The following is a 20,401-nucleotide window of genomic DNA, read 5'->3' on the forward strand; positions in this document are numbered from 1 at the left end:
AAGGACACTCGATGGCGATCTTCCTGGACGAGGGCTCGCGGATCCTCGTCAACGGCATGACCGGCTCCGAGGGGACCAAGCACACCAGGCGCATGGTCGCCTCGGGCGCCAACGTCGTCGCCGGCGTCACCCCGGGCAAGGGCGGCCTCGACGTCGACGGGATCCCAGTGTTCGGCTCGGTCAAGGAAGCCGTCGAGGAGACCGGGGCCAACGTCTCCGTGGTCTTCGTGCCGCCGCGGTTCACCGCCGGCTCGGTCCACGAGGTCATCGACGCCGGCGTCCCGTTGTGCGTCGTCATCACCGAGGGCGTGCCGGTCCACGACACCGCGGAGTTCTTCGCCCGGTCGCAGGGCAGCGCCACGCGCATCGTCGGTCCCAACTGCCCGGGCCTGATCAGCCCCGGGAAGTCCAACGCGGGGATCATCCCCGCCGACATCACCGGTCCCGGGCCGATCGGCCTGGTCAGCAAGTCCGGGACGCTGACCTACCAGATGATGTACGAGCTTCGCGACCTCGGGTTCTCCACCGCCCTCGGGATCGGCGGTGACCCGGTCATCGGAACCACTCACATCGACGCGCTGGCGGCCTTCCAGGAGGACCCGGAGACCGAGGTCGTGGTGATGATCGGCGAGATCGGCGGGGACGCCGAGGAGCGTGCCGCCGCCTACATCGCCGCGCACGTGACCAAGCCTGTCGTCGGCTACGTGGCGGGGTTCATGGCGCCCGAGGGCAAGACCATGGGGCACGCGGGCGCCATCGTGTCGGGCTCCTCGGGGACCGCCCAGGCCAAGAAGGAGGCGCTGGAGGCGGTGGGCGTACGCGTCGGCAAGACCCCCAGCGAGACCGCCCGCCTGGTCCGCGAGGTCCTCACCGGCTGACCGACCTCCTCCCGCGCCCCACCTCTCTTCCCGCGATTGCGCGGAATCCGGGGGTCCGGACCGGTGCCGGGGGCGCGATTCCGCGCAATCGGCGGGAAGCGGGTACGTGCTCGGCGGGCTCGCCCAGCGTGTCGGTCGGCACCCGGCGGCGCGTCGCCGCCCACGATGGGGCGGTGGCCCTGACCGACCGGCGAGCGACTGCCGCGCGGGCCCGGCGGCCCGCGGTGTCGGCCTCCGGCCCGGGCACGCGCATCGGACCCCCGGACACGGTGCAGACGCCGTTCGCGGCCGGGGCGGGCGCCGCCTTGTGGTCGGCCGCGCTGGGGCTCGCGGTGACGACCGCGGCCGTGCTGGCGACGTGGGCGGTCGGCGGGGTGGCCGGACCGCGCTCGGCGCTCGTGATCGGCGCGCAGGCCTGGCTGCTCGGCCACGGCACCGACCTGCGGATGGCGCACGGCAGCCTCACCCTGGTCCCGCTGGGGCTGACGCTGCTCTTCGGCGGGCTGCTGGCGCGAAGCGGGGTGTGGGCCGGCCGGGCGGCCATGGTGCGCACGCTGCGCGAGGCGGCGGCGACCACCGCGTGGCTGGCCGGGGTCTACGCCGCGGTCGCCGTCGGGGTGTCGCTCGGCGCGACCTCCCCGGTGGTCACGCCCGCCCCGGCCTCGGCGCTCGTCGGCGCGGCGGTGCTGGCCGTGGTCTCCGGCGGCTGGGGGGTCCTCTACGGCAGCGGGCTGCTGGGCACGGCCCTCGCGGGCCTGCCGACGGAGGTCCGTCTCGCCGGGCGAGCCGCTCTGACCGGCGTCGCGACGTTGCTCGCGGGGGGTGCCCTGACCCTGCTGGCCGCCCTGCTGTGGCATGCGCAGGACGCGGCGCACGTCTACTCCGCCCTGGGAGCCGACCTCGTCGGGTCGGTCGAGCTGGTCGTGCTGAGCGCCGTCTACGTCCCCGTCGGCGCGGTCTGGGCGATGACCTACTGCCTCGGGCCCGGCTTCGCGGTCGGGGCCGGCACCCTGGTCGCGCCCTCCGGCACCACGCTGGGCGACCTGCCGAGCTTCCCACTGCTCGCGGCGCTGCCCGGGGAGGGGCCGGCCCGGGGCGTGGGGTTTGCCGCCCTCGCCGTCCCGCTCGCCGCCGGCGTGGTGATCGGTCTCGTCGTGGCCCGCCGATCGCCGTGGCCGGCCGGGCGTACCGCCTGGGTCGCTGCTGTCGGCGGCGCGCTCACCGGTGGGCTGGCCGGCGTGCTGGCGCTCCTGGCCCGCGGTGGGCTGACGTCGGGCCGGATGGCCAGCCTCGGCCCCCAGCCGCTCGTGGTCGCCGCCTGGAGCGCCCTCGAGCTCGGCGTCCTGGGCGCGCTGGTCGCCGGCGAGTACCGCCACCGGGTGCTCGTGCGCGCCGAGCGTCGGAGCAGTCCCAGGGTCATCGACCTCACCGAGTCGGCGGTCCGTGTCCTCGATCCCGGCGAGGTGGCGCGTGCGGCCGACGTGACGGACGCGGAGCCGGCCCCGGCGCAAGGCGTGGGAGATCCGGCGGAGGGCGAGGACATCGGCGACCGGTAGGCTCCCCGGCCGTGCCCGCCCGGATGGTGGTCCTGGTCTCCGGGACCGGCTCCAACCTCCAAGCGCTGCTCGACGCCGCCGCCGATCCCGGCTTCGGTGCCACTGTCGTCGCGGTGGGAGCCGACCGGGCGGGGATCGCCGCGCTGGAGCGCGCCGAAGGCGCGGGACTGCCCACCTTCGTGCTCCCGGTGGCGGAGTTCGAGTCCCGCGCCGCCTGGGACGCGGCGCTGGCCGAGGCGGTGGCCGGGCACCTCCCGGACCTGGTGGTCCTCGCGGGCTTCATGAAGCTCGTCGGCGGGGCCTTCCTCGCCCGCTTCGGCGGTCGCACGGTCAACACCCACCCTGCGCTGCTTCCGGCCTTCCCCGGGATGCACGCGGTCCGCGACGCCCTGGCGTACGGGGTCAAGGTGACGGGGTGCACCCTGTTCATCGTCGACGAGGGCGTCGACAGCGGGGCGATCCTCGCCCAGCGCGCCGTCGAGGTCCGTCCGGACGACGACGAGGCGGCGCTGCACGAGCGGATCAAAGTCGCCGAGCGCGCGCTCCTCATCGACACCGTGGGCCGGATGGCCCGCGAGGGTTGGTCGGTCGACGGCAGGAAGGTCAGCATCCCGTGAGTGACAGCAGCGACGTGCAGGCGCGGACCACCGGCGAGGGGAGGCGACCGGTGCGCCGGGCCCTCGTCAGCGTGTACGACAAGACGGGGCTGGTCGACCTCGCGCTCGGCCTCCAGGCCGCCGGGATCACGATCATCTCGACCGGCAGCACGGCGGCACGCATCGCCGAGGCCGGGGTCCCGGTCACCGAGGTCGCCGAGCTGACCGGCTTCCCGGAGTGCCTGGACGGGCGGGTGAAGACCCTGCACCCGCGGGTGCACGCCGGGATCCTCGCGGACGTACGCCGTCCCGAGCACCGGGCCCAGCTCAGCGAGCTGGGCATCGAGGCCTTCGACCTCGTGGTGTCGAACCTGTACCCCTTCGCCGAGACCGTCGCCTCGGGCGCCGGCGAGGAGGAGACGATCGAGCAGATCGACATCGGCGGCCCGGCCATGGTGCGCGGGGCCGCCAAGAACCACGCGAACGTCGCCGTGGTCGTCTCGCCCAGCCGCTACCCGGAGGTGCTCGAGGCCGTGCGCTCCGGGGGCTTCACCCTGGCCGAACGGCAGGCGCTGGCCGCGGAGGCGTTCCGGCACACGGCGACCTACGACGTCGCCGTGGCCTCCTGGATCGGCAACGTCGTCGCCCCTGACGCCGGTGAGAGCGGCTTCCCCGGCTGGCTGGGCGGGGTGTGGCAGCGGGCCGAGGCCCTGCGCTACGGCGAGAACCCGCACCAGCGGGCCGCCCTGTACATCTCCGAGCCGCCCCAGCCCGGACTGGCGGGGGCCGACCAGCTGCACGGCAAGGCCATGTCGTACAACAACTACGTCGACGCCGACGCGGCGTGGCGCGCCGCGCACGACTTCGACGTACCGGCTGTGGCCGTCATCAAGCACGCCAACCCGTGCGGGATCGCCGTCGGGTCCGACGCCGCCGAGGCGCACCGCAAGGCGCACGCCTGCGACCCGATCTCGGCGTACGGCGGGGTGATCGCGAGCAACCGGCCGGTGGACCGCACCTTCGCCGAGCAGGTCGCCGAGGTCTTCACCGAGGTGCTCGTCGCTCCCGAGATCGCCGCCGACGCGCTTGCGCTGCTCGTCGAGCGCAAGAACCTGCGCATCCTCGTCGCCCAGCCGCCCGTCCGCGGCGGCCTCCAGCTCCGCGACATCAGCGGTGGGCTCCTGCTGCAGACGGCGGATGCGCTCGACGCCGCCGGGGACGACCCGGCCACCTGGACCCTCGTGAGCGGTCAGCCCGCCGACGAGGCCACCTTCGCCGACCTGGCGTTCGCCTGGCGGGCGGTGCGCGCGGTCAAGTCCAACGCGATCGTCCTCGCCCACGACGGGGCGACCGTGGGGATCGGCATGGGCCAGGTCAACCGAGTCGACGCGGCCCGGCTCGCCGTGGCCCGTGCGGGGGAGGAACGGCGACAGGGCGCGGCCGCCGCGTCGGACGCCTTCTTCCCGTTCCCGGACGGGCTCGAGGTCCTGCTCGAGGCGGGCGTCCGCGCGGTCGTGCAGCCCGGCGGCTCCGTGCGCGACGACGAGGTCCGGGCTGCCGCGGAGGCCGCCGGGGCCACGATGTACTTCACGGGGACCCGGCATTTCGCCCACTGACGACTCCACGGGGCCGGGCTCGCTGGCGGCGGTCCCCGGACGCGGCCTCGCCGCGCCGGTCCTCAGCGCGGCGGTGATCGGGGCCCTGTCCTCCTGGCAGGGACACCTCAACGGCGAGCTCGCCCGCGACCTGGACGACGCGCGCCAGGCGGCCCTGGTGTCCATGACCATCAGCCTGCTCATCGCCTCGGTGCTGCTGGCCGTGCGCCCGACCATGCGCGCGGGGCTGACCCGTGGCCTGCGGGCCTACCGCGGCGGCTCGCTCGTGTGGTGGCAGCTGCTCGGCGGGCTCGGCGGCGCGACCCTGCTCGCCGCGCAGAGCGTGGTGGTGCCGCTCGTCGGCGTCGCGCTGTTCACCGTCGCGGTCATCGCTGCCCAGACCGCCGCCTCCCTCGCCGTCGACCGCGCCGGGCTCGGGCCGGCCGGGCCCCAGCCGCTGACGTCCCGTCGAGTCCTCGCCGCGGCGATCGCGGTGGCGGCCGTCGTCGTGAGCGTCTTCGGCAAGCACGGCTCCTTCGCCCTCGCCCCGCTGCTCCTCGCCGCGCTCGCCGGCGTCGCCGTCGCCGTCCAGTACGCCCTCAACGGCCGGGTCGGCGTCGCCACCGCCGACCCGATGGTGGCCGCCTGGGGCAACTTCGTGGTCGGCTTCCTGGCACTCGTCGTGGTGTTCTCCATCGGTGCCGGAGTGACCGGCCATCCCCCGGGGGCGCTGCCGAACCGTTGGTGGCTGTACCTGTCCGGCCCGATCGGCGTCGTCTTCGTGGCCGTCGCCGCTCACGTGGTCCGGGTCCTCGGGGTCCTGCTCTTCTCGCTGTCCGTGGTGTGCGGACAGGTCGTGGGCGCCGTGCTCATCGACGTGGTGTCGCCGACGGGAGGCGCGGGTGTGGGAGCCGCCACGCTGGCCGGCGTTGCGATGACGGTGCTGTCCGTCGGAGTCGGGTCCGGGGTGATCGGCCGGCGCGTGCAAGGATCGCCGACGTGAGCGCGACCATCCTGGACGGCAAGGCCACGGCCACGGCGATCAAGGCCGAGATCCGGCAGCGGGTCGACGCCCTCCGGGCGCGGGGCGTCACGCCCGGCCTGGGCACCGTCCTGGTCGGCGACGACCCGGGTTCGCACGCCTACGTCGCGGGCAAGCACCGCGACTGCGCCGAGGTCGGCATCGCCTCGCTGCGGGTCGACCTGCCGGAGACCGCGTCGCAGGAGGAGCTCGAGGCCCGCATCGCCGAGCTCAACACCGACCCGGGCTGCAGCGGTTACATCGTGCAGCTGCCCTTGCCGTCCGGCCTGGACCAGGGGCGCGTGCTCGGGCTGATCGACCCCGCCAAGGACGCCGACGGCCTGCACCCGATGAGCCTCGGCGACCTCGTCCTGGGCATCGACGCGCCGCTGCCCTGCACACCGCGAGGGATCGTGGAGCTCCTGCGCCGCTACGGGGTGGCCCTGGCCGGGGCCGAGGTGGTGGTGGTGGGTCGCGGGGTCACCGTCGGCCGGCCCCTCGGGCTGCTGCTCACTCGTCGCAGCGAGAACGCAACCGTCACGTTGTGCCACACCGGGACCCGCGACCTCGCGGCACACCTGCGGCGCGGGGACGTCATCGTGGCGGCGGCGGGCGTGCCTGGGCTGGTGCGGCCGCAGGACGTACGTCCCGGGGCGGCCGTGCTCGACGTGGGCATCACCCGGACCGAGCGGGGGCTGGTCGGGGACGTCGATCCGGCCGTCGCGGAGGTCGCCGGGTTCCTCGCGCCGATGCCCGGCGGGGTGGGCCCGATGACCCGCGCGATGCTCCTGGCCAACGTCGTCGAGCTCGCCGAGCGCGCCGCGGACCTGGAGTCGTGACCGAGCCCGACCAGTCGGCCGAGGGTCGGCTCGCGTGGCTGGGCCGGCAGTGGCCGATCACGGTGGTGCTCGTGGTCGCCGGGATCGGCCTGGTGGTCGTGGCCGGGCGCAGCTTCCGTCCCGGGTGCCTGCTCATCGCCGCCGCCCTCGTCCTCGCCGCCCTGCTCCGGGCACTGCTGCCGGACGAGGCGGCCGGGCTGCTGCGCCTGCGCTCCCGGGTCACCGACGTCGCGGTTCTCGGCGTCCTCGGCGTCGGCATCGGGGTGCTGGCCGTGGCAGTACCGCGCTGACCCCACGTGCCGGAGGCTCGCGTCGGCGCGCGGGCTAGCCTTGCTGGCATGTCCCGCACCCCTGTCAACGTCGCCGTGACCGGCGCCGCCGGCCAGATCGGCTACGCGCTGCTCTTCCGCATCGCCTCGGGCCAGCTCCTCGGGCCCGACGTACCCGTGCGGCTGCGGCTGCTGGAGATCACACCCGCGCTGCGCGCCGCCGAGGGCACCGCCATGGAGCTCGACGACTGCGCGTTCCCGCTCCTGGCCGGCATCGACATCACCGACGACGCGCACATGGCCTTCGACGGCGCCAACGTCGCGCTGCTGGTCGGGGCGCGCCCTCGCACCGCCGGCATGGAGCGGGGCGACCTGCTCGAGGCGAACGGGGGCATCTTCGGGCCGCAGGGCGAGGCCATCAACGCTGGTGCCGCCTCGGACGTACGGATCCTTGTCGTCGGCAACCCGGCGAACACCAACGCCCTCATCGCCTCCGCGCACGCCCCCGACGTCCCCGCCGAGCGGTTCACCGCGATGACCCGCCTGGACCACAACCGGGCGATCAGCCAGCTGGCGGAGCGCGCCAAGGTCGGCGTGGGCGACATCCGGCGGATGGCCATCTGGGGCAACCACTCGGCCACGCAGTACCCCGACCTGAGCCACGCGCTCGTCGCCGGTCGTCCGGCCCTCGACGTCGTCGACGACCGCGACTGGGTCGAGAACGTCTTCATCCCGACCGTCGCCAAGCGCGGCGCCGCGATCATCGAGGCCCGGGGGGCGTCCTCGGCCGCCAGCGCCGCCAATGCCGCGATCGACCACGTACGCACGTGGGTGGGTGGCACTCCCGCCGACGACTGGACCTCCGTGGCGCTGCCCTCGGACGGCTCGTACGGCGTCCCGGAGGGCCTGATCTCCTCCTTCCCCTGTCGCAGCGTCGACGGGCGTTGGGAGATCGTGACCGGCCTGACCATCGACGAGTTCTCGCGCACGCGCATCGACGCCTCGGTCGCCGAGCTGCAGGAGGAGCGCGAGGCCGTGCGCGCCCTCGGCCTCATCTGAACGGCGCCCACCGCCCCCGACTCTTCCGCAACAGGGTGAGGTGGCTGGGCTGGCTGGGGCGGCGGGCGCCGGCAGGTGGGGGCGGCGAGGGCGGGCCGAAGGGCGTACGGCGTCCTCGGTAGGCTCGAGGGTGCCGAGAGGAAGGACCGCAGCGCCGATGGCGAGCATCAAGGTCGTGAACCCCGTCGTCGAGGTCGACGGCGACGAGATGACCCGGATCATCTGGCACTTCATCAGGGAGCAGCTGATCCTGCCCTACCTCGACATCCAGCTGGAGTACTACGACCTCGGGATCGAGCATCGCGACGCCACCGACGACCAGGTCACCATCGACGCGGCGAACGCGATCAAGCGCCACGGCGTGGGTGTGAAGTGCGCCACCATCACCCCCGACGAGGCGCGCGTGGAGGAGTTCGGCCTGAAGCGGATGTGGCGCTCGCCCAACGGCACGATCCGCAACATCCTCGGCGGCGTCGTCTTCCGTGAGCCCATCATCATCAGCAACATCCCGCGACTTGTGCCCAGCTGGACCAAGCCGATCGTCATCGGCCGCCACGCGCACGGTGACCAGTACCGCGCCACCGACTTCAAGGTCCCCGGCCCGGGCACGGTCACCATCAGCTACACCCCCGACGACGGGTCCGCGCCGATGGAGCTCGAGGTCGCCCGCTTCCCCGAGGGCGGCGGCGTGGCGATGGGGATGTACAACTTCACCCGCTCCATCGAGGACTTCGCCCGCGCCTCCTTCGCCTACGGCCTGCGGCGCGGCTACCCCGTCTACCTGTCCACGAAGAACACGATCCTCAAGGCCTACGACGGGCTGTTCAAGGACGTCTTCGCGGAGGTCTACGAGAAGGACTTCCGGGCCGACTACGAGGCCCGGGGCCTCACCTACGAGCACCGGCTCATCGACGACATGGTCGCCGCTGCGCTGAAGTGGGAGGGCGGCTACGTCTGGGCGTGCAAGAACTACGACGGGGACGTGCAGTCGGACACGGTCGCGCAGGGGTTCGGCTCGCTCGGCCTGATGACCAGCGTGCTCATGACACCCGACGGCAAGACCGTCGAGGCGGAGGCGGCGCATGGCACGGTCACGCGGCACTACCGCCAGCACCAGCAGGGCCGGTCCACGTCGACGAACCCGATCGCGTCGATCTACGCCTGGACGGGCGGGCTCAAGCACCGCGGGCTGCTCGACGGGACCCCCGAGGTGACCGGCTTCGCCGAGACCCTGGAGCGAGTGTGCGTCGAGACGGTGGAGTCCGGTCGCATGACCAAGGACCTCGCCCTGCTGATCGGCCCGGACCAGCCGTGGTTGACGACCGAGGAGTTCCTCGACGCCCTCGACGAGGGGTTGGCGAAGGCGCTGGGCTCCTGACGGTCGGTCAGGAGTCGCGCCGTGCGCCGTCCGACGGGGTGACCGGGAAGGGATCCGGCGCGGCCCAGCCGTGGGCGGCGAAGGCGGCGCGCACAGCCGTGGTGCACGCCTCGACGTCGCCGGCGGGGAGCAGGGCGATGGCCGAGCCACCGAACCCGCCGCCGGTCATCCGCGCCCCGACGGCGCCATGCGCGAGGAGGGTCTCGACGCTGCAGTCCAGCTCTGCGCAACTGACCTCGTAGTCGTCGCGCAGTGACGCGTGCGAGGCGGTCATCAGCCCCCCGACCGTGGTCCAGTCGCCGGCACGCAGGGCGGCGACCGTGTCCAGCACGCGGGCGTTCTCGCTGACCACGTGGCGTACGCGCTGTCGCTGCTCCTCGTCACCCAGCCGCTCGAGCGCATCGTCGAGGTCGGTGACGTCGCGCAGCGCGGTGACGCCGAGGAGCTTCGCCGCGTCCTCGCAGACCGACCGCCGGCGGCCGTACGCGCCCTCCGCGTTGCCGTGGTGCACCCGGGTGTTGACCACCAGGAGCGCGAGCCCGGCGTCGGCCACAGGCAGCGGGACCTGCTCGACGACGAGGCTGCGCATGTCGACGAACAGGGCGTTGTCGCGGGTCGCGAGCAGGGAGGCGACCTGGTCCATCATGCCGGTGGGGGCGCCGACGAACTGGTTCTCGCTGATACGAGCGAGGCGGGCGACGTCGAGGCGGGCCATCCCGAGCCCGTGGATCTCGTCGACGGCGAGGCCCACCGCGCACTGGAGCGCGTGCGACGAGGACAACCCGCTGCCCAGCGGGACCCGTCCGTCGACGAACACGTCCAGCCCGCCGACGTGGTGCCCCTCCAGGCGGGCCGCCCAGAGCATCCCGGCGACGTAGGCTCCCCAACCCAGCCCCTGGCCGGGCGTGACCTCGTCGAGGGGGACCAGCACCTCGTCGGGCTGCTGCACCGAGCGCACCCGGAGGATGCCGTCGGCGCGAGCCGCCGCGGCGACGTACGTGCGGGCGGCGATCGCGAAGGGCAGGACGAAGCCGTCGTTGTAGTCGGTGTGCTCGCCGATCAGGTTGACCCGCCCGGGCGCGGACCAGACACCGACCGGCGCACGGCCGTACGCCGCCTCGAACGCCTCCGCGACGCTCATGCGCCCACGCCGGGCAGGGCGTCGCGCAGGGCGGACGCCGCGCGTTCCGGGGGGATGTCGTTGATGAACGCCCCCATGCCCGACTCCGACCCCGCCAGGTACTTGAGCTTGTCCGGCGCCCGTCGGGACGAGAACAGGCGCAGGTGCAACGCGGCGAGGTCACGGTCTCGGCGCACCGGAGCCTGGTGCCAGGCGGCGATGTAGGGCATCGGCAGGCCGAACAGTCCGTCGAGGGCTCGGAGCACGCGCAGGTACAGAGGACCGAAGTCGTCCCGCTCGTCCGGGTCCAGGGCCGGCAGGTCGGGGACGCGCCGCCTCGGGTAGAGGTGCACCTCGTACGGCCACCGGGCCGCCGCGGGTACGAAGGCAACCCAGTGGCGGGACTCGGCCACGACGCGCAACTCCTCGTCGAGCTCGGAGGCGAGCACCTGCTCGAAGAGGTTGTGGCCTGTCCTGTCGTGGTGCGCGCGGACCGCCTCCAGCATGCGCGAGGTGGTCGGCGTCACGAACGGGTAGGCGTAGATCTGCCCGTGCGGGTGGCTGAGGGTGACGCCGATCTCGGCGCCGCGGTTCTCGAAGGCGAAGACCTGCTCGACGCCCTCGATGGCGGACAGCGCCCTGGTCCGGTCGATCCACGCCTCGAGCACGGTGCGGACCCGTTCGGGGGACAGTGACGCGAAGGAGGAGTTGTGATCGGAGCTGAAGCAGACCACTTCGCAGCGCCCCCGTCCCGGCCGGCGGGCGACGACCTGCGAGCGGTCCGCCCATGGGGGAACGCTCGCGACGTCCTCGGCGAAGGACGGGAAACGGTTCTCGAAGACGACCACGTCGTAGGACGAGGACGGGATCTCGGTCGCCTTGCCGACGGTGGACGGGCACAGCGGGCACTCGTCCGCCGGAGGCAGGAACGTGCGGGTCTGGCGGTGCGAGGCGATGGCGACCCACTCGTCCATGAGCACGTCGTGGCGGACCTCGGACGCGGTCGTCGCCTCGGGAAGGTCGCGGGAGTCGTGGAGCTCATGCTCCGCCGCGTCGTCCTCGTCGAAGTAGATGATCTCACGGCCGTCGGCGAGCCGGGCCTCGGTGCGCTTCATCCGCGTCCATCCCTCGTGGTCCTCGGCGGTGCCGACGTCGGCCGACAGCGTGCCGAGCACTCGCGCGCAAAGTCAACGCGAAGCGACCGCGGGCGATGAGGAGGCGCCCCGGGCTCGCTACCCTCGTCGGGGCGGGCAAGCCGCCCTCCCCGAGCGGAACGAAGTGAGGGCGTGAGCGCAGGTCGACTCGACCCGGGCGAGCGCGTACGAGCGCTTCGCCGGCTGACGGAGGAACGCGTCGACGTCCTCGTCGTCGGCGGTGGCGTGGTCGGCGCGGGGGCAGCGCTGGATGCCGCCTCGCGGGGTCTTCGGGTCGGGATCCTGGAACGTCGCGACTGGGCCTCGGGTACGTCCAGCCGGTCCTCACGCCTCGCCCATGGCGGCCTGCGCTACCTCGAACAGCTCGAGTTCGCCCTCGTCCACCAGGCACTCAGCGAGCGCGGCCTCCTGCTGGAACGCCTCGCCCCCCACCTGGTGCGCCCGGTGCCCTTCGTGCTACCGCTCACCCACCGGGGCTGGGAGCGCCCGTACATCGGGACCGGGGTCGCGCTGTACGACGTGCTCTCCCGCGTCTCGCGCAAGGGCGGCGCCCTGCCCGGCCACCGCCACCTGAGTCGCAAGGCGACCGCGCGCCTGGCCCCGGGGCTGGCGCCGGCGTCCTACACCGGCGCGATCGGGTTCTTCGACGCGCAGATCGACGACGCCCGCCACACCCTGGCTCTCGTCCGGACCGCGGTCGCGCACGGCGCCCACGCCGCCTCGCGTGTGGAGGTGACCGGCTTCCTGCGCGAGGAGGATTCGGTGGTCGGCGTCGAGGCGCGCGACCACGAGTCGGGGCGTGACATGCGCATCCGCGCCCGCGTCGTCGCGGGTGCGACCGGCGTGTGGACCCCGGAGACCGCCGCCCTGCTCGGCGGTGAGACCAAGCCGGGTCACGTCCAGCCCAGCAAGGGGGTGCACCTCATCGTGCCCCGGGGTGCGATCGACCTGCATGCCGCGCTGATCGCGCGCACCCGCTCCTCCGTGCTCTTCCTGCTGCCCTGGGGACAGACCTGGCTGGTCGGCACGACGGACACCCCGTGGGACGGCGACCCCGACGAGCCGAGCGTCACCGCCCAGGACGTGGACTACCTGCTGGCCGAGGCCAACCGCTGGCTCACCCGCCCCCTCACCCACGACGACGTCGTGAGCGTGTACGCCGGGCTGCGCCCGCTGCTCGCCGCCACCGACGAGGGCGTCGACACCGCCAAGCTGTCCCGCGAGCACGCGGTGACCCGCCCGGCAGCCGGCTTCGTCCAGGTCGCCGGCGGCAAGTACACGACCTACCGCGTGATGGCTCGCGACCTCGTCGACGCCGCGGTCGCTGGGCTGCCGTTCGCGGTGCCGCCCTCCCGCACGGAGCAGGTGCCGCTCGTGGGCGCCGAGGGCTTCGCCCAGGCATGGGCCGAGCGGGAGACCTACGCCGTCGAGTCGGGGCTGGGGGAGACCCAGGTCCGCCGGCTGCTCCGCCGCTACGGCGCCGACGCCCCTGAGGTGCTCGAGGTGGCATCCGACGACCCGGCCGCCCGTGAGCTGGTGCACCCCGAGGCGCCGTTGCTGCGGGCAGAGGCTCGTTACGCCGTGACGCACGAGGGGGCGCTCCGGCTCGAGGACGTCCTCCTGCGACGGACCCGGCTGGCCTTCGTCACCCGAGACGGTGCCCGCTCGGTGGCCGAGGAGGTGGCCCGCATCGTGGCGCCGTTCCTCGGCTGGGACGAGGACCGGGTCGCCGACGAGGTGGCGGCGTTCCGCGCGCTCGCCCCCCACGTCGACGAGCCATGATCATCCGGCTGGCCTCCCCGTACCCTACAGAGGTGTCCCGAGCCTGGCCCGGCCGCCGATCGGGGTGGGCGCCGTGAGCAGCACTCTCCGCGACGCCGGGCTCATCCTGCTGTTCATCCTGACCAGCGGCTTGTTCGTCGCGGCCGAGCTGGCGCTCGTCTCCCTGCGCGAGGGACAGCTGCGCACGCTGGCCGCGCGCGGCAAGCGTGGTCAGCGGGTGGCCGACCTCGCCGCCGAGCCCAACCGCTTCCTCGCGGCGGTGCAGATCGGGGTGACGGTCACCGGCTTCCTGTCGGCGGCCTTCGGCGCGGCGACCCTCGGCAAGCGGCTCGCCCCGCGCCTGGAGTCGTGGGGGCTGTCCTCCGGCGCGGCATCGGCCCTCGCCATCATCTGCGTGACCCTGGTGATCTCCTACGTCTCCATCGTCCTCGGCGAGCTGGTCCCGAAGCGCCTCGCGCTCCAACGGTCCGAGGGCATCGCGCTGGTCGTGGCGCCGTTCGTGGACCGGATGGCCCGCCTGCTGCGCCCCGTGATCTGGCTGCTGTCCCGCTCGACCAACGGTGTGGTGCGCCTGGTCGGCGGGGATCCCGACATCGGTCGCGAGGAGATGAGCGAGGAGGAGCTGCGCACCCTCGTCAGCGAGCACGAGTCGCTGGGCGAGGAGGAGCGCCGTATCGTCGAGGACGTCCTCGACGTCGGCGAGCGGCAGCTTCGCGAGGTGATGCTGCCGAGGACGGAGGTGGACTTCCTCGAGGCGTCCACCCCGGTGCGCCGCGCGGTGGAGGAGTGCAAGGACCGGCCGCACTCCCGCTACCCGGTCATGCGAGGAACGCCGGACGAGGTCGTCGGCTTCGTCCACGTGCGCGACCTGTTCGACCCGGGCGTCGCGGCGCCGGGGATGCGCGTCGGCGAGCTCGTGCGTGACGTGCTGCAGTTCCCGTCCTCCAAGCGGGTCCTGCCCGCGCTGTCGGAGATGCGGGCGTCGGGGCAGCACCTGGCCATGGTGGTCGACGAGTACGGCGGCACGGCAGGGATCGTGACGCTCGAGGACCTCGTCGAGGAGCTGGTCGGGGACATCCGGGACGAGTACGACGTCGCCGCCGGCCAGACCACCCACCTGACGGACGGCGCGGTCGAGGTCGGGGGCCTGCTCAACCTCGAAGACTTCGAGGACGAGCTCGGGTTCGCCCTGCCGGACGGCCCGTACGAGACGGTGGCCGGCTACGTCGTCGCTGCCCTCGGTCACCTGCCGCGGATCGGCGAGACGGTCGCCGTCGGCGGGCACACCCTCACCGTGACCGAGCTCGACGGGCGGCGGATCTCCCGGCTACGCGTCCACTAGCGGCCGCGGCCGCTGCCGGAGCCGTACCCGGGCATGGGTCACAATGTGCGGATGCCCGATCGCCGGTCCGACCTCCCGCGCGTGCTGTCCGGGATGCAGCCGACGGCGGACAGCCTCCACCTCGGCAACTACCTCGGCGCGCTCGTGCAGTGGGTCGCGCTGCAGGAGACCCACGAGAGCTACTACTGCGTCGTCGATCTCCACGCGCTGACCGTTCAGCCAGACCCGGACCTGCTGCGCCAACGTACGCGGGTGACCGCCGCGCAGTACCTCGCGGGTGGCGTCGACCCCACACGCAGCGCGCTGTTCGTCCAGAGCCACATCCGCGAGCACGCCGAGCTCGCCTGGGTGCTCAGCTGCCTCACCGGCTACGGCGAGGCCAGCCGCATGACGCAGTTCAAGGACAAGAGCGCCCGCGGGGAGGTGGTGAGCGTCGGGCTGTTCAACTACCCGATCCTCATGGCCGCGGACATCCTGCTCTACCAGGCCGACCAGGTGCCGGTGGGCGCGGACCAGCGACAGCACCTGGAGCTGACCCGCGACCTCGCGATCCGGTTCAACGCCCGCTACGGCGATGCCTTCCGGGTCCCCGAGGCCTACATCATGAAGGAGACCGCCAAGATCTACGACCTGCAGGCGGTCGACAAGCAGATGAGCAAGTCCCTCGGCGGGACCGGGGCCATCTGGCTGCTCGACGACCCGGCGGTCACCGTCAAGCGGATCCGCAGTGCGGTGACCGACACCGGTCGGGAGGTCCGCTACGACCCCGAGGCCAAGCCCGGTGTCAGCAACCTGCTCGCCATCCACTCGGCCCTGTCCGGCCGCTCGATCACCTCGCTCGAGGCCGACTTCGAGGGCCGCGGCTACGGCGACCTCAAGACCGAGGTCGCCGAGGTCGTCGTCGAGGAGCTGCGGCCCTTCCGGGAGCGGACCTTGGAGCTGCTGGCGGACCCGGCCGAGCTCGACCGCATCCTGGCCGAGGGCGCCGCTCGGGCGCGCCGCGTCGCCGCCCGGACCCTGGCCGACGTCTACGAGCGCGTCGGCCTGCTGCCCGCGTCGCCCCGCGGGGGCGACGGACGTTGACCGCCGGCTCGACCTCCCTGATCGGGGTCGTGTTCACCATCCCGCGGCCCTGGGGTGACGAGCTGGCCGCGTGGCGGCGGGCGTTCGGCGATCCCCTGGCGGACGCGGTACCCCCGCACGTCACCCTGCTCCCGCCGACCCCCGTACCGGGCGAGGAGCTGCCTGCCGCCGAGGAGCACCTGCGCAAGGTGGCCGAGCGATCCACCCCCTTCGACGTGCATCTGCGCGGGACCGGGACCTTCCGGCCGATCACGCCGGTGGTCTTCGTCCACCTGGCCGCGGGCATCGGCGGGTGTGAGCGGGTCGAACAGCTCGTCCGATCGGGACCACTGTCGCGGGAGCTCGAGTTCCCCTACCACCCGCACGTCACGGTCGCCCACGAGCTGCCCGACGACGTGCTGGACCGCGCCTACGCCGAGCTCGCGTCCTACGAGGCGAGGTTCCTCGTCGAGGGGTTCAGCCTGTACGAGCACCTCGACGGGGTCTGGCAGCCCCTGCGCGACTTCGCCTTCGGGGTGGGCTGAGCTCCTCAGGGCGACCAGCGCCGGGCCGCCCTCAGCAGCCGGTCTCGCTCCGTCCCCCGCCGGCGACGCCCGACGAGAGGGCGCACGAGCAAGGCGATGCCCACGAGGACCAGCGCGGCCCCGGCCCACATCAGCCAGCCGTGCCCCGAGGTCCCCGAGGTCTTGGCGTGCGTGGTCGCGACGCTCGGCGTCGCCTTGGCCGCCCCTGGCGAGGCGGCGGCCGCTGCAGAGGGCGCGGCGTGGGCGGTCGTGCTGGCCGGCGGCACGAGGATTCCGACCGGGTGCGCCTTCGAGGCGTTGTGGAACCCCCATGCGAGCAGCGAGCGCGCCGCCGCCGCTGACGGCTCCTTGATCCCCATGAGCGTGACGATGATGGTGTGCCCGCCGCGCTGGGCAGCGGCCACGAAGGTCCGGCCGGCCAGCGTGGTGTAGCCGGTCTTGCCGCCGATGAGGCCGGGGTAGCCCTGCTGCAGGAGCCGGTCCTGGTTCCACAGCTCGTACGTCTTGCGTGGGTGACCCTTCTTGGGCATCTTCCCCGGCATCGGGTGCTCGAGGGTCCCGATGTAGAGACGGAAGTCCGGACGGGCCAGCCCCGCCCGGAAGATCAGCGCCAGGTCGTAGGCGGAGGAGTACTGCCCGTCGGCGTCCAACCCGGTCGGGTTCACGACGGTCGTGTCCAGGGCCTGCAGCGTCTTCGCCTCGGCGTTCATGAGCGCGACCGTGCTGCGAACACCTCCAGCAGCCTTGGCGAGCGCCGTCGCGGCATCGTTGCCCGACGGGAGGAACATCCCGTAGAAGAGCTGGTCGACGGTGTACGGGGCGTTCGGCACCAGCCCGGCCTTGCTCCCCTCGACCCGAGCGTCTGCGTCGGTGGCGACGTACGTCGCGGACTTGTCCAGCCGGGGCAGCAGGGTGACCGCGGTCAGCGTCTTGAGCGTGCTGGCCGGGCGGTGCCGTACGTGCGGCGCCTTCGCCGCGAGGACCTCGCCGGTGGTCGCGTCCGCGACTACCCAGGAGGCGGCCTGGACCTTGGGCAGCCTGGACACTCCGGCCGCGTAGTCGACGACGACCCCGCGCGAGGCGAGCGCAGGCCCCCCCACGGGCGACCCCGTCGCGTGAGCGGGGGCCGTCGCAAGCCCCGCGGCACCGGCCGCGAGGACGAGGACGGCGAGGGTCCGGAGGCAGCGCATGGCCGCTTCAGGGTACGCGGCCCTTCGACCCTGTCCGATAGGTTCCGCCCGCGGGGATCGTGGAGGCCGCTGGCCACCGAGGGAGGCGCACGATGGATCGCCAGACGCAGTCCGGGCTGCCGTTCGAGCCGGTGTACGGCCCCGATGCCCTGAGCGGCTGGGACGCGGCGGAGCGGCTCGGCGAGCCGGGGGCCTACCCCTTCACCCGCGGCATCCACGCCACCATGTACACCCAGCGGCCGTGGACCATGCGCCAGTACGCCGGCTTCGGGACCGCCGTCGAGTCCAACCGGCGCTACCACCAGCTCCTCGACGCCGGGACGACCGGCCTGTCGGTGGCCTTCGACCTGCCGACGCAGATGGGCTACGACTCCGACCACCCGCTCGCGCACGGCGAGGTGGGCAAGGTCGGGGTCGCCATCGACTCCGTCGAGGACATGGCCGAGCTGTTCGCGGGCATCCCGCTGGACAAGGTCTCCACCTCGATGACGATCAACAGCCCCGCCCCGGTCCTGCTCCTGCTCTATCAGCTCGTCGGGGAGCAGCAGGGGGTCACCGGGTCCCAGCTGAGGGGCACCGTGCAGAACGACGTCCTCAAGGAGTACATCGCCCGAGGGACCTACATCTTCCCGCCCAAGGCCTCGCTGCGCTTCGCCACCGACCTCTTCGCCTACTGCCGGACCGAGATCCCGCAGTGGAACACGATCTCGATCTCCGGCTACCACATGGCCGAGGCCGGCGCGACGCCGGCCCAGGAGGTGGCCTTCACGCTGGCCGACGCCCGGGAGTACGTCCGTGCGGCGCTCGCCGCCGGGCTGGACGTCGACGACTTCGCGCCGCGCCTGGCGTTCTTCTTCGTGTCACGGACCACCCTGCTCGAGGAGGTGGCCAAGTTCCGCGCCGCCCGCCGGATCTGGGCCCGCGTCATGAAGGAGGAGTTCGGCGCGCGGAACCCCAAGTCGATGATGCTGCGCTTCCACACCCAGACCGCCGGCGTGCAGCTCACCGCGCAACAGCCCGAGGTGAACCTCGTCCGTGTCGGGATCCAGGCGCTCGCGGCGGTCCTCGGCGGGACGCAGTCCCTACACACCAACTCCTTCGACGAGGCCCTGGCGCTGCCGAGCGAGCACGCGGCGCGGCTGGCGCTGCGCACCCAGCAGGTCCTCGCCTTCGAGACCGACGTGACGGCGACCGTGGACCCCTTCGCCGGGTCCTACGTCGTGGAGAGCCTCACCGACGACCTCGAGGCCGAGGTGCTTCGGCTCATGCAGCGCGTCGAGGACGCCGGCGGCGCGGTGGCGGCCATCGAGCGTGGCCTGCAGAAGGCCGAGATCGAGCAGAGCGCGTACGACGTGGCCCGGCAGATCGACTCCGGTGAGCGGGTGGTCGTCGGGGTCAACGCCTACCTGCAGGACGAGCCGGCCCACCAGGACACCCTTCGGGTCGACCCTGCCATCGAGGAGCAGCAGGCCGAGCGGCTCCGGCAGCTGCGAGCGCAGCGCGACGCCGACGACGTCGAGCGAGCGCTGGACAGGCTGCGCGAGGCAGCGGCGGGGGAGGCCAACACCCTGCCTCCGCTCCGTACGGCGCTGGCGGCGCGGGCCACCGTCGGCGAGGTCAGCGACGCGCTGCGCGAGGTGTGGGGGACCTACACGCCAGTCGACGCCTTCTGAGGCCGGGCCATCGGCCTTGCCGCGCCGAGCGCCGAGGAACCGGACGTTCTCCGCCGCTCACAGTCCGATAACGGCATTGCATTCGGCCACCGGACCCCCCTGGACGCGCAACCTTCGAGCCCTATGCTGACGCCCGAGCGGGGTGCCGGGGTCCCCGAGGTCCGTCGGCGAACTGGAGGAGTCTGGTGAACAAGCGTGTGCAGGCCCTCGCCCTGGTGGGCGTGGCAGCACTGGCCCTGTCCGGGTGCGCGTCCAAGAGCAGCGGCTCGAGCGGCGGTACGTCCTCGAGTGCTGCGCCGGCGACCTCCACTGCGGCCTCGACGCCCACGTCGAGCAACGGTGGGTCGGGCGTCGCGACGGCAGCGTTGAAGGCCTGCATGGTCCTGGACACCGGTGGGGTCGACGACCGCTCGTTCAACCAGTCCTCGTGGGCGGGCATGCAGGCGGCCCACGCCTCCAACCCGAACATCCAGATCAGTTATGTGCCGTCGAACTCCCAGAACGACTACGCGCCGAACCTCGCGGCGGAGCAGGCGAAGGGCTGTGACACGATCATCGCGGTCGGCGGCCTGATGGCCGATGCGGTGAAGGCGGCGGCCGCCAAGAACCCGCAGCAGACCTACGCCGAGATCGACAACGCCTCGCAGGGCCCGAACATCTACGGCCTTCAGTACAACACCGCGCAGGGTGCGTTCCTGGCGGGCTACCTCGCCGCCGGTATGACCAAGACCGGCAAGGTCGCCACATACGGAGGAATCCCCATCCCGCCGGTCACGATCTACATGGACGGCTTCTGGGAGGGCGTCCAGTACTACAACAAGCAGAACAACAAGCAGGTCCAGGTCCTGGGGTGGAACGAGACCCAGCAGAAGGCCGGGACCTTCGTCAACGGGGGCAACCCCTTCAATGACCTCAACAAGGGCAAGCAGATCACCGCGGCGTTCCAGGGCCAGGGTGCAGACATCGTCTTCCCGGTGGCCGGTGGCACCGGTCTGGGCTCGGCCGCCGCTGCGAAGGCTTCGGGCGGCAAGCTCTCCGTGATCTGGGTCGACACCGACGGGTGCGTGAGTGCCCAGCAGTACTGCTCGGTGTTCCTCACCAGTGTCACCAAGGGGCTCACCACCTCCGTCACGGCGTACGTGAAGGCGCTGGCGTCCGGCGCCAAGCTCGGCGGCGGCAACTACATCGGGACCCTGCAGAACGGCGGTACCGGCCTGGCGCCGTACCACGACTACGCCAGCAAGGTCCCGGCGGCACTCACGGCTCAGCTGGCGCAGGTCAAGGCCGACATCATCTCCGGCAAGATCACGATTACGTCGCCCAGCCAGCCCAAGTAGCCCGG

Annotated in this window: 18 protein-coding genes; 15 read left to right on the forward strand and 3 right to left on the reverse strand. The window is 72.9% G+C overall.

Features of this window, described 5'->3' with window-relative positions; translation table 11 throughout:
- Positions 1–11: 11 nt before the first annotated feature.
- The 9 genes from sucD to VMI11_00215 all read left to right on the forward strand — a co-directional run bounded on the left by sucD (position 12) and on the right by VMI11_00215 (position 9,191).
- Positions 12–878 carry a succinate--CoA ligase subunit alpha gene (sucD, locus tag VMI11_00175; protein ID HTY70819.1) on the forward strand — a complete coding sequence of 289 codons (867 nt, stop codon included), beginning with the start codon at positions 12–14 and terminating at the stop codon, positions 876–878.
- A 173-nt stretch (positions 879–1,051) separates the two neighbouring features.
- On the forward strand, positions 1,052–2,434 hold the full coding sequence (locus VMI11_00180; protein HTY70820.1) for a DUF6350 family protein: 1,383 nt from the start codon (positions 1,052–1,054) through the stop codon (positions 2,432–2,434).
- A 23-nt stretch (positions 2,435–2,457) separates the two neighbouring features.
- Positions 2,458–3,051, forward strand: a complete 594-nt coding sequence (gene purN / locus VMI11_00185) for a phosphoribosylglycinamide formyltransferase (GenBank protein ID HTY70821.1) — start codon at positions 2,458–2,460, stop codon at positions 3,049–3,051.
- Positions 3,048–4,646, forward strand: a complete 1,599-nt coding sequence (purH, locus tag VMI11_00190) for a bifunctional phosphoribosylaminoimidazolecarboxamide formyltransferase/IMP cyclohydrolase (protein HTY70822.1) — start codon at positions 3,048–3,050, stop codon at positions 4,644–4,646. The genes purN and purH overlap by 4 nt, the downstream gene beginning before the upstream one ends.
- A 22-nt stretch (positions 4,647–4,668) precedes the next feature.
- Positions 4,669–5,628 (forward strand): DMT family transporter, encoded by a 960-nt coding sequence (locus tag VMI11_00195; GenBank protein HTY70823.1) that lies wholly within the window; start codon positions 4,669–4,671, stop codon positions 5,626–5,628.
- Positions 5,625–6,485, forward strand: coding sequence for a bifunctional methylenetetrahydrofolate dehydrogenase/methenyltetrahydrofolate cyclohydrolase (locus tag VMI11_00200; protein HTY70824.1), 861 nt, complete (start codon positions 5,625–5,627; stop codon positions 6,483–6,485). The genes VMI11_00195 and VMI11_00200 overlap by 4 nt, the downstream gene beginning before the upstream one ends.
- A complete protein-coding gene (locus VMI11_00205) occupies positions 6,482–6,775 on the forward strand; it encodes a DUF3017 domain-containing protein (protein ID HTY70825.1) in 294 nt (97 codons plus the stop codon). Before VMI11_00200 ends, VMI11_00205 begins: the two co-directional genes overlap by 4 nt.
- Before the next feature lie 48 nt (positions 6,776–6,823).
- A complete protein-coding gene (locus tag VMI11_00210) occupies positions 6,824–7,813 on the forward strand; it encodes a malate dehydrogenase (GenBank protein ID HTY70826.1) in 990 nt (329 codons plus the stop codon).
- Positions 7,814–7,970: 157 nt separating this feature from the next.
- Positions 7,971–9,191 (forward strand): NADP-dependent isocitrate dehydrogenase, encoded by a 1,221-nt coding sequence (locus tag VMI11_00215; protein ID HTY70827.1) that lies wholly within the window; start codon positions 7,971–7,973, stop codon positions 9,189–9,191.
- A 7-nt stretch (positions 9,192–9,198) separates the two neighbouring features.
- On the opposite strand, the gene galK is transcribed toward VMI11_00215, so the two are convergent.
- The gene (gene galK, locus VMI11_00220) at positions 9,199–10,332 is read right to left on the reverse strand and encodes a galactokinase (GenBank protein ID HTY70828.1); all 1,134 of its coding nucleotides are present in this window, start codon (positions 10,330–10,332) and stop codon (positions 9,199–9,201) included.
- The gene (gene galT / locus VMI11_00225; GenBank protein HTY70829.1) at positions 10,329–11,426 is read right to left on the reverse strand and encodes a galactose-1-phosphate uridylyltransferase; all 1,098 of its coding nucleotides are present in this window, start codon (positions 11,424–11,426) and stop codon (positions 10,329–10,331) included. The genes galK and galT overlap by 4 nt, the downstream gene beginning before the upstream one ends.
- Positions 11,427–11,597: 171 nt before the next feature.
- Between galT and VMI11_00230 the strand changes: the two genes are divergently transcribed.
- The 4 genes from VMI11_00230 to VMI11_00245 all read left to right on the forward strand — a co-directional run bounded on the left by VMI11_00230 (position 11,598) and on the right by VMI11_00245 (position 16,196).
- Positions 11,598–13,247 carry a glycerol-3-phosphate dehydrogenase/oxidase gene (locus VMI11_00230; GenBank protein ID HTY70830.1) on the forward strand — a complete coding sequence of 550 codons (1,650 nt, stop codon included), beginning with the start codon at positions 11,598–11,600 and terminating at the stop codon, positions 13,245–13,247.
- A 73-nt stretch (positions 13,248–13,320) separates the two neighbouring features.
- Positions 13,321–14,589, forward strand: a complete 1,269-nt coding sequence (locus tag VMI11_00235) for a hemolysin family protein (protein ID HTY70831.1) — start codon at positions 13,321–13,323, stop codon at positions 14,587–14,589.
- Positions 14,590–14,640: 51 nt separating this feature from the next.
- Complete coding sequence (gene trpS / locus VMI11_00240; protein HTY70832.1) at positions 14,641–15,672, forward strand: tryptophan--tRNA ligase; 1,032 nt, start codon at positions 14,641–14,643, stop codon at positions 15,670–15,672.
- Complete coding sequence (locus tag VMI11_00245) at positions 15,669–16,196, forward strand: 2'-5' RNA ligase family protein (GenBank protein ID HTY70833.1); 528 nt, start codon at positions 15,669–15,671, stop codon at positions 16,194–16,196. Before trpS ends, VMI11_00245 begins: the two co-directional genes overlap by 4 nt.
- 5 nt (positions 16,197–16,201) lie before the next feature.
- Here the strand turns inward: VMI11_00245 and VMI11_00250 are convergent, their stop codons facing one another.
- The gene (locus VMI11_00250) at positions 16,202–17,386 is read right to left on the reverse strand and encodes a D-alanyl-D-alanine carboxypeptidase (protein ID HTY70834.1); all 1,185 of its coding nucleotides are present in this window, start codon (positions 17,384–17,386) and stop codon (positions 16,202–16,204) included.
- A gap of 92 nt (positions 17,387–17,478) precedes the next feature.
- On the opposite strand from VMI11_00250, the gene VMI11_00255 reads away from it, so the two are divergent.
- Together VMI11_00255 and VMI11_00260 are read left to right on the forward strand one after the other, a co-directional pair.
- Positions 17,479–19,059, forward strand: coding sequence for a methylmalonyl-CoA mutase family protein (locus VMI11_00255; protein ID HTY70835.1), 1,581 nt, complete (start codon positions 17,479–17,481; stop codon positions 19,057–19,059).
- A gap of 185 nt (positions 19,060–19,244) precedes the next feature.
- Positions 19,245–20,396 carry a BMP family ABC transporter substrate-binding protein gene (locus tag VMI11_00260; protein HTY70836.1) on the forward strand — a complete coding sequence of 384 codons (1,152 nt, stop codon included), beginning with the start codon at positions 19,245–19,247 and terminating at the stop codon, positions 20,394–20,396.
- Positions 20,397–20,401: the final 5 nt, after the last annotated feature.

It is taken from the genome of Actinomycetes bacterium, assembly GCA_035506535.1.
Taxonomy (GTDB): Bacteria; Actinomycetota; Actinomycetes; order DATJPE01; family DATJPE01; genus DATJPE01.